The organism is Flavobacterium sp. (assembly GCF_049240005.1).
Taxonomy (GTDB): domain Bacteria; phylum Bacteroidota; class Bacteroidia; order Flavobacteriales; family Flavobacteriaceae; genus Flavobacterium.
The window spans coordinates 1-13,308 of record NZ_JBMLTK010000087.1; the positions used below are offsets into that span (position 1 = coordinate 1).

The following is a 13,308-nucleotide window of genomic DNA, read 5'->3' on the forward strand; positions in this document are numbered from 1 at the left end:
TACTTCTAATGCGAAAACTGATAGTTGCCATTTTTTGAACATTTGAACATTGAACTAATAACGCTGTAAACATTTAAAAGCGCTTCTATAATTTTTTTTGACGCGGCTTTTGTTAACTCTATAAATCTTTTACATCAGCACCTTAGCATCATGCTTTGAATCCTGACCTAAGGCATATTTTTATAATTCCGACAAAAATCTTTAATTCATTGGGAAATACAGAAGATTAGAATATTTGTGTCATGCTAAACGGGTAAATCATAAATGAATGCTATTTGTCGAAAAAACTGCTTCCTCAAGGGAATCTAAAAAGTTAAAATCTCCTGAAGGCTCGAACCACTAAGCCAACTTGCTTAGGATGAGCGCCCACTTCGCCACTGCTAAAATCTTGAAATAAGGCTGCAGTCTCGAATGAGTTAGATCGCTCAGAAGAGCTCCAATACGGTAAGAACTGAAAGCCATTAATGTCTCCCAAAACTTCATTTACGATCTGAACATTGTTGTAACATTGCGCTAATTCACGTATTGCTGGCAAATACCAATCATTAAAACCGCCAGCATTATATGCTTCACATAAGCCAGCAGCATAACTTGTCCCCGTACCTGTTTGTGCAACAATTGCATTAGTATTACCGCGTCCATCTCGTAGACTTTCAGCTGTTGTTCCGATTGCTGTGTTTTGAAATTGTGGGGTTGTCCACGGTATTCCTGTATTTAAATCTGTTAAATCCGTTAAAGATGCAATTAAACCTCTTTCAACACCTTGTGCATCTTTCCAAACAGAAACTACGATACCACCTCCAAAAAGTTCTCCTATATAATGTGTAAAGCCAGCATTATTTTCAATTGTGCTTCCCGCAATATTGGCGTACAAAGCATACGGCACACTTAACAACTGCGTTGTTCCCATACTAACATAACCAGAACCTGTATTTAATTCAATACCTAAAAAGTAGTTGCCTGCTCCCCAGTTGATACTTGTGAAGGTGCCTAACGTAGCTGTTCCTGTGCCAATTACAAGATTTACTTGCCCTAAATCATCTGTAGGGGCTTGATGAGTTTCAGAATATATAGGTAAACTGGTTTGTGAATTAAACATAATATTGAACTTAAACAACACGTTTTGGTTAACTATTAACTCCCCTGTATTGTTTCTGACAGTGGCTTGATAGTTGAAGCCTTGCGGAGCTTGGGCAAATGTTGAGATTGTGATTACAAATGCAATTAGAGTAAGTAGTTTTTTCATTTTATTTTAGGTCTATTTTTTAATGATTTTATATGTGTTATTTTTTTTTGTTGCTGCATTTTCAACCGTTACAAGGTAAATTCCTTTGGTATAATTGGATACATCCAGCGCTTCCTCCTTATTGATGACGCCTTTATATAATTGTTTTCCATTCAAGTCAACAATAGTAATTCCAAATGAATTCATTTCTGGATGTGACAAAGACAGATATTGTGCGGTTGGGTTGGGATATACTTTGAGTCGCGCATAAAGCATGCTATCTTCAACACTTAGAGCTTGTAAATCCATTGCTTGATAATAACCATTACCCAATTGACTGCCGCCAGCGGTCATAAGACCAACAACGGGTTGGCCAACAGTATAATTTAATTTTAAGTAAGAATTGGATGAAGTACTGCCCGAGCTACCAATCACTTGTTTAGAGATAGACTGAGAGTAACTTGTAAGGGTAATCAAGAAAATGAATAGTGCTTTTTTCATGTTATATTGTAGATTTAGTTTAAAAAGCCACCCAACTAATTTTTAAGAAATCAAAATTTACTGATCGTAGTCATTGAGAGCATTGAACACTCAAATATAACTAATTGGAAAGTATTAAAAAATTCTGTTTTACTTATTGCCTAAATCGGACAAATCGAGCTACCTAAAAAAGGATAAAACAGAGCATTTTTAATATTGTTTGGCAAATGTTTGGCAAGTCAAAAATAAAAAACCCGAAAATAATTGTATTTCAATTACTTACGGGTTTTTGTTGTACTCAGAGCGGGACTTGAACCCGCACGAACATTGCTGTTCACTGGATTTTAAGTCCAGCGTGTCTACCAATTTCACCATCCGAGCGTATAGGTGGTTGAGCGAAAAACGGGGCTCGAACCCGCGACCTCGACCTTGGCAAGGTCGCGCTCTACCAACTGAGCTATTTTCGCATGAAATTGAAGAACTGCGCTACTTTTGTAATGCGAGGGCAAATTTACACCTTTCTGTGTTATTTGCAAGCACAAAATACAAAAAAATTGCAGCCGACCGCTAAAAGACTGACTAAAAATAGCTTAGCTCAATTCAATTTGTTTTCGACACCAAACGCTTTAACTCGTTAAGCTTCATTAAGGCTTCGATTGGTGTAAACGTATCGATTTGTATGGCTTGCAATTCCTCGCGTATCTCTTCCAATATTGGGTCGTCCATTTGGAAGATACTCAATTGCATGTCGTTTTCCATTTTTCGGATGTTATCCGATAAATTACCACCGTGTTCGCGTTCGAGCTTTGTTAGAATCTTTTTTGCTTTTTGCACGACCGTTTGTGGCATACCAGCCATTTTAGCCACGTGAATACCAAAGCTGTGTGCACTGCCTCCGGCTACCAACTTTCGCATAAACAGTACCGAATCTGGTAATTCTTTAACCGCAACATTGTAATTTTTGATGCGTTTGAAACGTTCCGACATTTCATTCAACTCGTGATAATGCGTAGCAAACAAGGTTTTCGGTGCAAACGGATGTTCGTGAATGAATTCGGCAATAGCCCAAGCAATCGAAATACCGTCGTAGGTGCTGGTACCCCGGCCAATTTCATCTAATAAAATTAAACTGCGATCCGACAGATTATTCAATATCGATGCGGTTTCGTTCATTTCCACCATAAAAGTCGATTCGCCAACCGATATGTTATCGCTAGCGCCAACTCGCGTGAAGATTTTATCACACAAGCCCATTTTTACTTGATCGGCGGGTACAAACGAACCCATTTGTGCCAACAACACGATTAAAGCCGTTTGACGCAATATTGCCGATTTACCCGACATATTCGGACCGGTAATCATCATGATTTGTTGCGTCTCGCTGTCTAGAGATAAATCGTTTGAAATATAGGGTGTTCCTGGTGGCAATTGTTTTTCAATAACGGGATGCCTTCCGCCGGTAATTTCTAGTCGGAACGATTCATCAATTTCGGGTCGGCTGTAATTGTTTTCAATCGCCAATAACGCAAACGAGCACAGGCAGTCGAGTTTTGCAACCAAACTCGCATTCAATTGTACGGGTTTGATGTAGGTACTCACCCATTTAATAAGGTCTTCAAAAAGTTGGGCTTCAATTTTAGAGATGCGTTCTTCGGCGCCTAAAATTTTAGTTTCGTATTCTTTGAGTTCTTCGGTAATGTAGCGCTCGGCATTAACTAGGGTTTGCTTTCTTATCCACGATTCGGGCACCTTATCTTTATGCGTGTTGCGCACTTCGATGTAGTAGCCAAACACATTATTAAATGAAATTTTCAACGAACTGATTCCGGTTGCTTCCGATTCGCGTTGTTCAATGCCTTGTAAGTATTGCTTGCCACTGCCTGAAATTTGGCGCAGTTCGTCGAGTGTTACATCAATACCTGAGGCAATAACATTCCCTTTGTTTAGTGCAACGGGAGCGTCGGGATTGAGTGTTTTTGCAATTTTCTCGCGCAGTACGTCGCAACTATTTAAGCTATCGCCAATGATTCGCAAAGCTTCATGTCCGCTCTTTTCAGCCAATTCTTTAATAGGAACGATTGCATCCAGTGAATGCTTGAGTTGCATTAATTCACGTGGACTAACGCGTCCGGTTGCCAATTTTGAAATGAGGCGTTCGAGATCGGATATTTGGCGGATTTGTGTTTGAAATTCTTGTAAAAGCGCTGTGTTCTTGGTGAGCAACTCCACAACATCGTGACGTTGTGTGATTGCTGCTAAATCTTTCAGCGGAAGCGCCAACCAACGCTTTAGCAAGCGACTTCCCATTGGCGAGAGCGTTTTATCAATTACATCCAGTAAAGTTACAGCATTGGGATTGTAAGAATGGTACAATTCGAGGTTGCGAATGGTAAATTTATCCATCCAAACATAAGCCGACTCCGAGATGCGTTGTATGGCATTAATATGTTGAAGCTTGTTGTGTTGGGTTTCGCTTAGATAGTGCAAAATGGCTCCTGCGGCAACAATACCTTCGTTAAGATCTTCGATTCCAAAACCTTTCAAGGTAATGGTTTGAAAATGCTGGGTTAATTTTTCAAAGGCAAAATCGTCTTTAAAAATCCAATCTTCTAAGAAAAAACTGTGGAACGACTCTCCAAATTGTGCGCGAAATGCCGCTTTATCGGGTTTGTTTACCAATACTTCGCTGGGCGCAAAATTCTGCATCAGCTTATCGATGTATTCTTGATCGCCTTGCGAAACGAGAAATTCGCCTGTAGAAACATCGAGAAAACTCACACCTATTCGCTGTTTACCGAAATGCAATGCGGCCAAAAAATTATTAGACTGCGCTTGCAGCACTTCATCGTTAAGCGAAACACCCGGCGTAACTAGTTCGGTAACGCCGCGCTTAACAATGGTTTTAGTGAGTTTTGGATCTTCCAACTGATCGCAAATAGCCACGCGCAAGCCTGCTTTCACGAGCTTAGGCAAGTAGGTGTTTAACGAATGGTGCGGGAAGCCCGCCAATGCCGTTTCGCTTTCGCTTCCGTTTCCTCGTTTAGTAAGTATGATTCCCAAAATTTTAGAAGCGCGAATTGCATCTTCGCCAAAAGTTTCATAGAAATCGCCTACGCGGAAAAGCAAACAAGCATCGGGATACTTTCGCTTAATTTCATTGTATTGCTTCATCAAAGGTGTTTCTTTGATGTCTTTAGTTTTTGAACTCAATCGAAAAAAGGTTTAGGATTTGAAAGGCTTGTTAACAATCATTAAATGAATTGTTAATCCCGGCCGATTTAACAAAAATTCTGTCTTCACAACGAAGGTATAAAGGTATAATTTATAAATTTGACCAAGAAATTAATTTTTAAAATTAAAAGAAATGAAAAAAAGTATAGTAGTATTAGCTCTTGCCTGCTTTGCATTTGCTGGGCATGCACAAGAATCGAGTAAAAAAGTAGCTCCGAAAGCTAAATCAGAAGTTAAAACTGTAGCTAAGCCAGTAAGTGCTGCTTCTAAACCAACTAGCGTACTTACAAAAACTAGTGGTCCGGGTATGGTTTTCGAAACTGAAGTGATTGACTACGGTACTATTGACAGAAATGCCGATGGAAAAAGAGAGTTTGTTCTTACCAACAATGGTACTGAGCCTTTGATTATTTCTGATGCAAAAGGTTCTTGCGGTTGTACAGTTCCAACCTTTCCTAAAGACCCAATCATGCCTGGTCAAAAGGCAGTAATCGGAGTTAAATACGATACGAATCGCGTTGGTGCTTTCCAAAAAACAGTTACTTTAACTACTAATTTACCGGAGGCTAACAAAACGCTTACTATTAAAGGTGTGGTTAACGATCCAAACCCAGCACCACCAGCACCGGCTCCAACTAAAAGCTAATTCATCTTATTTTTATACTTCAAGCCACCTTTAATCGGGTGGCTTTTCTTTGTTATTGAAGCAGCAACGTTTTTCAAGTACTGCTTCGCAAAAACAACTATATCCTTTGAAAATTATGCGCAAACTCGAGAATCACGAACTCAATCGAAAAGATGTTGAAGGCTTTAAAAATGCAGCTAAACTTCCTATCATTGTTGTCTTAGATCAAGTGCGAAGTTTAAATAACATCGGTTCCATTTTCCGTAGTTCCGACGCATTTCTAGTTTCCGAAATATTTCTTTGCGGAATTACAGCAACGCCTCCAAACAAGGAAATTCATAAAACGGCACTCGGCGCTACTGAGACCGTGAATTGGTCGTATTTTGAAACTACACTTGAAGCTGTCGCAGAATTAAAAAAAAGAAATGCCACTATTTTTGCCGTAGAGCAAACCGAGCAAGCTGCTTTCCTTCATCATGTAAATCCGAACCCAAAAGAACTTACCGCACTAATTTTTGGAAATGAAGTTTTTGGCGTCGAGCAGGAAGTGATTGATTCTTGCGACGGCGTTATTGAAATTCCGCAGCTCGGAAGCAAACATTCGTTAAACATCTCGGTATCCGCAGGAATTGTACTTTGGGAATTAGCTCGAAAATTAAACGCATTTTCCAACTAAACAATGTAATTTTTACAAAGTTATCTTTGTTGGATCAGTTGAAATTTGGGATTTAGCCGCTGTAAGAATAATTTATTGGGCAATGGCGTCGGCTATTTGATCGACAATCTGAAGATAGTCGCGCTGATTTTCAACAAAATCTAATTCGCTCACATCGATCACCAGTACACGCATTTGCGATTCCGATTTCAAAAAAGCCACGTAACCTGCATTGATCTTCTCTAAATACGACGCTTCTATATTTTGCTCGTACTCGCGACCGCGTTTCTTAATATTTTGAAGCAAACTTTCGGTGCTGCGATACAAATAAACGTACAAATCGGGTTTTGGAATTTCCTTGTACATAATGTCGAACAAGGTTTTGTACAATCGAAATTCGTCTTCATTTAGATTCACGTTGGCAAAAATAACCGACTTCAAAATGTAGTAATCCGCTACGATAAAATCTGAAAACAAATCAACTTGCAGCAAATCTTCCATCAACTGCCTGTAACGATCTGCCAAAAAAGACATTTCCAAGGGAAACGCATACCGCTGCGGATCGTCATAAAATTTAGGAAGAAACGGATTATCGGCAAAACGCTCCAATACTTGCTTGCCGTTGTAATCGGCCGCCAAACGAGCAGACAACGAACTTTTCCCTGCACCAATATTTCCTTCCACAACCAAATAGCGCAAATGCTCTTTCACTAATTTTTGAACGGGAAGATGAATTTGCTTTGCTGTTTTATGGATTTGCTGTTCGCGACACTTCGAAATAAGCTGATTGATGCTTTCGTTAATTCCTGGAATTTGTTGGGCATCGTAAACATCCGACAAAGGAAGCAAAACAAAAAGGCGTTCGTGCATGCGCGGATGCGGAACTATAAGCTCCGGTACATTTATATGCTGGTCGTTAAAAAGTAAGACGTCTAAATCGAGTGTTCTCGAACGATATCCTCCCGATGCGTCGCGCACTCTTCCATATTCTGCTTCTAGCGAAAGTAAACAACGGAGTATTTGCAAAGGCTCGTAAAACGTATGGACTTTGATTACTGCATTGAGAAATTCGGGGCCAGAAAATCCGACGGCAGCCGACATATAAATAGGTGAAATACCCACTACCGAACCTATTTGTTCGTGAATTTCGCGGACAGCCTGTTCGATAATTTCGAAACTATCGCCTTCATTACTACCAATCCCAATATATGCGGTGTGAATCATGATTTAATAACAGATGGCGAAATTACATAAAACCCGTTGGACAATTTGAGCTAATTTGCCGTAAAATTGTAACAGCGCCAGCAAAAAATCATCTAATAGGAAAAACATAGTATTAATGAAATTTTTAAGTAACGTTTTAGCTAGCATAGTGGGCATATTTGCCTTCTTCTTGCTACTTTTCTTTAGCTTTTTAGTGATCGGTGCCGTCTTTGGAAGCTCCGATGAAGGTGTTGTCAGCGTTGAAGAAAATAGTGTTCTCGAAATTGATTTATCGGATTTTTCTACTGATTATGTGGGAAAATACTCCGACCCGTTGGTAACTCTATTTGCTGGGAAAAATCGCGTAGGCGTAAGCGAGGCTTTAGAAGCGATTGCAGCAGCTGCCGACGATGACAAAATTGCGGGTATTTCGCTGTTAAATACTAAATCGGCACTAGGTATGGCGCAAACAAAAGCCTTGCGAGATGCATTGGTAGAATTCCGCAAATCCGGAAAATTTGTGTACGCATACAGCACCAACTACGACCAAAAAGATTACTACTTAAGTTCGGCTGCTCAGACCGTTTATTTGAATCCGGTCGGTTCTGTCGACTTACGCGGACTTTCCACAGAAGTGCTGTTCTTTAAAGATTTTCAAGAAAAAAGCGGTTTTAACTTTGAGGTTATTCGCCACGGAAAATACAAAAGTGCTGTGGAACCTTTTCTCGACAACAAAATGAGCGAGGCCAACCGAGAACAATTGACCGAAATGTTGCAATCGATTTGGGGAACCATGGCAACTGAAATAACACAATCGCGTAAAATTACAAACACAGATTTAAATCGAATTGCCGACAGTTTAGGTGGTACTTTTGCTACTGACGCGCTCCGTAACAAATTGGTAGATCAACTTATATACGAAGATCAATACACCGATATGCTCAAAAAGAAACTCGACGTACAAAAAGACGAAGAAATCAATAAGGTATCGCTTGCCGATTATGCGTTCTCAGTAACGAACACACCAAAATCAGTTGACAGTGACGATGTGATCGCGGTAGTTTACGCCCAAGGTGATATTTTACCTGGTGAAGGCGATGTAAACCAAATTGGCGATGGTGCCTTACGCAGAGCATTGCGCGAAGCACGAGAAGACGAAAACGTAAAAGCGGTTGTTTTGCGAGTGGATAGTCCGGGCGGCGATGCTACAACTTCGGAACTTATTTGGCGTGAAATTGCGCTCACTAAGAAAGTAAAACCAGTAGTGGTTTCTATGGGCAACTATGCGGCCAGCGGTGGATATTACATTGCCTGTGGTGCCAATAAAATCATAGCCGAACCCAACACCATTACAGGTTCTATTGGCGTTTTTGGTCTGCTACCTAACATGAGCAATTTAGCAGACAAAGCGGGAATTGATGCTGAACAAGTAAGTACGCACGCGCAATCGGCGAGTTACAGCGTTTTCACACCGATGAATGCACAAATGCGCAGTTATTACCAAAAACAAATTGAATTTGTGTACGATACGTTTATCACACGTGTTGCCGACGGTCGGAAAATGAGTAAAACAGCCGTAGATGCCATTGGGCAAGGACGTGTTTGGTCGGGCGTTCAAGCTAAAGAAAACGGCCTAGTTGATGCGCTTGGCGGTATGCCCTTAGCGTTAAAAGAAGCTGCGAAACTGGCGAAAATCAATGAATATAAGGTTCGAAATTATCCCGAATTCGATAAAACGATCGAAGACATGTTGGGCGCATTTGGTGTAGCTAAAGCTAAAGAAGATTTGCTTAGAAGCGAATTGGGTGAGCAAGAATATCAAGTTTACCAAAACTACCGCAAGCTTACAAAACAAAAAGGTATTCAGTTGCGTTTACCTTATGAGGTGAAGTTCAATTAACTTTGAATTCCTAACAAAAATAAAACCGCGACAAACGCCTTTGCGCTATAATTGACATTTAAAAGAAATTTTATGCTGAAGAAAATTCTGAAAATTACGGGTATAACGCTACTGATTTTAATCATCTTGCTTTTTAGTGCACCGATACTTTTTAAAGACCAAATCATTGAAAAAGTAAAAAAATCGATAAACGAATCGGTTGCTGCGGATGTGAATTTTAGTGATGTCGATTTATCGCTGTTGCGGAATTTTCCGAATGCATCGGTACGCCTAACCGATTTTAAAATCATCAATAAAGCGCCGTTTCAAGGCGATACGCTGGTCTCTATCGGTGAAATTTCTTTGAAGATGTCGATTTCCGAATTGTTCAAATCAGAAAACGAACCGATTGTTATTCAGTCTTTTGCAACAGAAAACGGCGTAGTTAACATTCGTTATAACAAAGACGGTATTTCTAATTTTGATATTGCTTTAAAAGACGAAAGTGAAAAAGATGACAAAGAAAGCAAGCCGCTGAATTTATCAATAGATAATTACGAAATCAAAAATTATAAAATCACTTACACCGACGAACGTTCGGGCGTTTTCGCGAAAATAGATAGCTTAAATCATTCGGGAATTGGCGACTTTGCCTCTGAAAAATTGGATTTAGAGACCAAAACTTCGGCAAAAATTACCGCTGGAATGAACAAAGACACCTATTTAAACAATGTGGCTTTCGGACTTGATGCGGTATTAGGTTTGGATTTGAAAAACAGTTTGTATCAATTCAAAGAAAATAAAGCTAAGATTAACCAATTGGAATTGAACTTCGACGGATCGTTGGCGATGAAAGAAAATCAACAGATTTACGATCTTACTTTCAGCACCTTAACATCCGATTTTGTAAACTTCCTCGCGTTAATTCCTGAGAAATATTCAGGCAATTTAAAAGATGTTTCGACCACAGGAAAGCTAGTACTAAAAGGATTTGCGAAGGGCGTTTTAAGCGAAACCGAAATTCCGAAATTCGCTGTAGAAATGAAAACCGATGGCGCTTCCTTCAAATACGCGTCGATGCCTAAATCGGTACAAAATATTTCTATTGATGCCAAAATTCAGAACGATAGCGGCAATACCGCCGACACGTATTTGGCGATAAATCAGTTTAATTTTCAGATCGATCAGGATGTTTTTTCCGCGAAAGCGACAGTGAAAAATTTAACTGGAAACCAGTTGGTAGACGCTGCCGTGAAAGGGAAAATCAACTTAAGCAATTTTGCAAAAGCGTATCCGGTGAAATTAGATACGCCGCTGAGTGGAATACTTACTGCCGATTTACAAGCTGCTTTTGATGTAGCTTCGGTACAAAACGCACAGTATGAAAAGGTAAAAAGCAGTGGTACGGCTTCGTTGAGCGGTTTTACCTACACGACCGAAGACAAAAAGAAATATTACATTAAAAACAGCAGTTTAGCTTTTAATCCGTCGCAAATTAAATTAGAGAATTTGGAACTAACGACCGGAAAAACCGATTTGCGTGCCAGTGGTGTGATTCAGGATTTTTACGGCTACGCTTTCGCGAATAAGAACTTGAAAGGAAATTTCACACTTTTCTCTAATTCGTTATCCACCAGCGACTTTATGTCGGCAACACCAGCCACAACAACTGCTTCGGCGCCAAAATCGGAATTAAAAATTCCCGCATTTTTAGATTGTAGTATTGCGGCAAAAATCAATACGTTGTATTACGACAATTTAACCTTGCGTAATAATTCGGCTACTGCAATTATTAAAGACGAGAAAATTCAGATTAAAGACTTCAAAACCAATGTTTTTGGTGGATCGATTGGTGCTAACGGTTCGGTTTCTACCAAAACGAAACAGCCGGTATTTGATATGGCTTTGAAAATGAATCAAGTAGACATCAACCAAACGTTTACGCAATTAGAAATGATGAAGAATTTAGCGCCGATTGCGGGTGCTGTAAACGGCAAAATCAATACCACGATTGATTTAAAAGGAGCATTAGACGCACAAGAAATGACTCCGGTTTTATCGACGATTACGGGCGATTTATTCGGGCAGTTTTTGTCGACGACTATTAATGAAAAGAATGCCGGCTTTTTAAATAGTTTATCGAGTTCGTTGAAGTTTATCGATGTATCGAAAATTAACCTCAACGATGTAAAAGCCAATTTATCGTTTGCCAACGGAAAGGTAAATATTAAGCCATTCAACTTGAAATACCAAGATATTTCGGCGGTTATTGGCGGTTCGCATGGTTTTGATCAGGTAATGAACTACGACCTGAAATTGAATGTTCCGGCTAAGTATTTTGGTTCGGAATTGAACAAACTCGCAGCTAAAATTACACCTGCCGACATGGCCAAGTTGGACAACGTACCGATAAATGCCGTTCTTACAGGATCTTTTAGCAAACCAAAGGTAAGCACCGACATGAAAGCTGCCGTTACGAACTTGACGAATCAATTGGTGAAAAAGCAAAAGGATAAGCTTATCGATAAAGGTACAACAGCCTTAGACAATTTGATTTCCGGCAGTAAGAAAGACACTACGAAGACCAATTCGACAAAGACTAAAGCCAAAAATTTGTTGAACGGTTTGTTGAACAAGAAGAAAAAGGAGTAAGTTGTTGAAAGTATTACTAGATTAGCATTGCTTTTAAACGCTATAAACCAATGCATGGATTTAGAAAGATTGCTTTTGTTTGCGCAGTAGCTGGCGCCGTTTTTTCGACGAGTAACTGCCATGCACAAGAGGTGCAAAAGACCTTATTTCAGGTTCAAACCGGATTTTTAGGGACGTGGGTTGGCGCTGAATTTCCCGTAACAAAAAACTTTATACTTCGGGCTGAGACAGGCTTAGATGCTGGTTTTTTCGGCGGAATAAGCAACGATGACAACGGTTTTGTTTTAGCTCCTGTGTTTACTATTGAGCCGCGCTATTACTACAATTTTGGGAAACGCACTGAAAAAGGAAAGCAAACAAGAAATAATTCTGGAAACTTTTTTGGAATCAAATCCTCGTATCATCCCGATTGGTTTTTGATAAGCGACGTTGCTGATGTAACAATCAATCAACAGCTAACGGTAATACCTAAGTGGGGCATTCGCAGAAACATAGGGAAAACGAACTTCAATTATGAAATTGGTTTTGGTATTGGAAGGCGATTTTACCGCAGCGAAAGCGAAACGGCTGCTGATTTACATATACGCATTGGATATACGTTTTAGGAAAATGAACCAATCTGATAAATGAAAAATTTCACAGGTTTTTTCGGATACTTTGTTATTCAAGATCGAGTATAATAGCGAGATTCATTTTAATAGTTTGAATTAAATCATGAGGTAAAACTCCTATTTTCTTTAACAATCTTCTGTTATCGACTGCTCGAATTTGATCAATCATCACGTCGCACTCTTCATGTAAATTACCTGTTCCTTTTTTCAAATAAACGCGCAAAATCTCAGAATCTCTATGAATCTTTGTTGTTAGAGGACAAATAATCGACGAAGGATGTTGCGTTTTATTTAGTAAGTCTGTTTGAACAATTAAGACAGGTCTTGTTTTTCCTGTTTCGGTTCCTATTTGTGGATTCAAATCTGCAATCCAAATCTCGTACTGCTTAATCAACATAGTCAATTCTTTCAAAATCTTCCAATACTCTCATGGAGTCATCTTTAACTAACGCCGACTCGACGCTAAGTTTCATTTCTATTATCTTTCTACGCTGTACCGTATTGTAATGTGCAATTGCTTCATTTATATATCGATTGCGAGAAATACTCATATTAGAAATAATTTTCTCTGTTTCTCCGAAAATAGAATCATCGATTTTTAAAGAAAGGGTTTTCATAACACAATTTTAATATTCCAAAAGTATGTCATTTTTTGAATGAAAAAGTAAAAAGATATTGTAATTTTTTTTAAAGAATCGACACACCGGTAACTCATGCCGCGGCCGCGATTGAAACGAAAAGCCGTGA

11 protein-coding genes and 2 tRNA genes are annotated in these 13,308 nt (G+C 39.4%); 5 read left to right on the forward strand and 8 right to left on the reverse strand.

Translation table 11 applies throughout. The features are described from left to right. Positions 1-313: 313 nt before the first annotated feature. The 5 genes from ACOVQQ_RS08910 to mutS all read right to left on the reverse strand — a co-directional run bounded on the left by ACOVQQ_RS08910 (position 314) and on the right by mutS (position 4,876). Positions 314-1,246, reverse strand: a complete 933-nt coding sequence (locus tag ACOVQQ_RS08910) for a DUF1566 domain-containing protein (protein WP_421817894.1) — start codon at positions 1,244-1,246, stop codon at positions 314-316. Between the two features lie 12 nt (positions 1,247-1,258). Then, positions 1,259-1,726: a T9SS type A sorting domain-containing protein gene (locus tag ACOVQQ_RS08915; RefSeq protein ID WP_421817895.1), complete on the reverse strand. Its 468-nt coding sequence runs from the start codon at positions 1,724-1,726 to the stop codon at positions 1,259-1,261. A gap of 274 nt (positions 1,727-2,000) precedes the next feature. Further along, positions 2,001-2,086: transfer RNA gene (locus tag ACOVQQ_RS08920), tRNA-Leu, on the reverse strand. 13 nt (positions 2,087-2,099) lie between these two features. Then, a tRNA-Gly gene (locus ACOVQQ_RS08925) sits at positions 2,100-2,172 on the reverse strand. Between the two features lie 133 nt (positions 2,173-2,305). Then, positions 2,306-4,876: a DNA mismatch repair protein MutS gene (gene mutS / locus ACOVQQ_RS08930; protein ID WP_421817966.1), complete on the reverse strand. Its 2,571-nt coding sequence runs from the start codon at positions 4,874-4,876 to the stop codon at positions 2,306-2,308. A 193-nt stretch (positions 4,877-5,069) separates the two neighbouring features. Between mutS and ACOVQQ_RS08935 the strand changes: the two genes are divergently transcribed. Next, positions 5,070-5,582, forward strand: coding sequence for a DUF1573 domain-containing protein (locus tag ACOVQQ_RS08935; RefSeq protein ID WP_421817896.1), 513 nt, complete (start codon positions 5,070-5,072; stop codon positions 5,580-5,582). A 115-nt stretch (positions 5,583-5,697) separates the two neighbouring features. Next, positions 5,698-6,237 (forward strand): RNA methyltransferase, encoded by a 540-nt coding sequence (locus ACOVQQ_RS08940; protein WP_421817897.1) that lies wholly within the window; start codon positions 5,698-5,700, stop codon positions 6,235-6,237. Between the two features lie 72 nt (positions 6,238-6,309). On the opposite strand, the gene folK is transcribed toward ACOVQQ_RS08940, so the two are convergent. Next, the gene (folK, locus tag ACOVQQ_RS08945) at positions 6,310-7,440 is read right to left on the reverse strand and encodes a 2-amino-4-hydroxy-6-hydroxymethyldihydropteridine diphosphokinase (RefSeq protein WP_421817898.1); all 1,131 of its coding nucleotides are present in this window, start codon (positions 7,438-7,440) and stop codon (positions 6,310-6,312) included. A gap of 115 nt (positions 7,441-7,555) precedes the next feature. Here folK and sppA point away from each other — a divergent pair, with 115 nt between their 5' ends. The 3 genes from sppA (at position 7,556) to ACOVQQ_RS08960 (ending at position 12,555) form a co-directional block, all read left to right on the forward strand. Further along, positions 7,556-9,319: a signal peptide peptidase SppA gene (sppA, locus tag ACOVQQ_RS08950; RefSeq protein WP_421817899.1), complete on the forward strand. Its 1,764-nt coding sequence runs from the start codon at positions 7,556-7,558 to the stop codon at positions 9,317-9,319. 72 nt (positions 9,320-9,391) lie between these two features. Beyond that, entirely contained in the window at positions 9,392-11,950 is a 2,559-nt protein-coding gene (locus tag ACOVQQ_RS08955; RefSeq protein WP_421817900.1) for an AsmA-like C-terminal region-containing protein, read from the forward strand. Between the two features lie 50 nt (positions 11,951-12,000). Beyond that, complete coding sequence (locus tag ACOVQQ_RS08960) at positions 12,001-12,555, forward strand: hypothetical protein (protein WP_421817901.1); 555 nt, start codon at positions 12,001-12,003, stop codon at positions 12,553-12,555. Between the two features lie 55 nt (positions 12,556-12,610). Here the strand turns inward: ACOVQQ_RS08960 and ACOVQQ_RS08965 are convergent, their stop codons facing one another. Then, a complete protein-coding gene (locus tag ACOVQQ_RS08965) occupies positions 12,611-12,958 on the reverse strand; it encodes a type II toxin-antitoxin system PemK/MazF family toxin (protein ID WP_421817902.1) in 348 nt (115 codons plus the stop codon). Next, complete coding sequence (locus ACOVQQ_RS08970) at positions 12,948-13,178, reverse strand: hypothetical protein (protein WP_298142758.1); 231 nt, start codon at positions 13,176-13,178, stop codon at positions 12,948-12,950. Before ACOVQQ_RS08970 ends, ACOVQQ_RS08965 begins: the two co-directional genes overlap by 11 nt. Positions 13,179-13,308 lie beyond the last annotated feature (130 nt).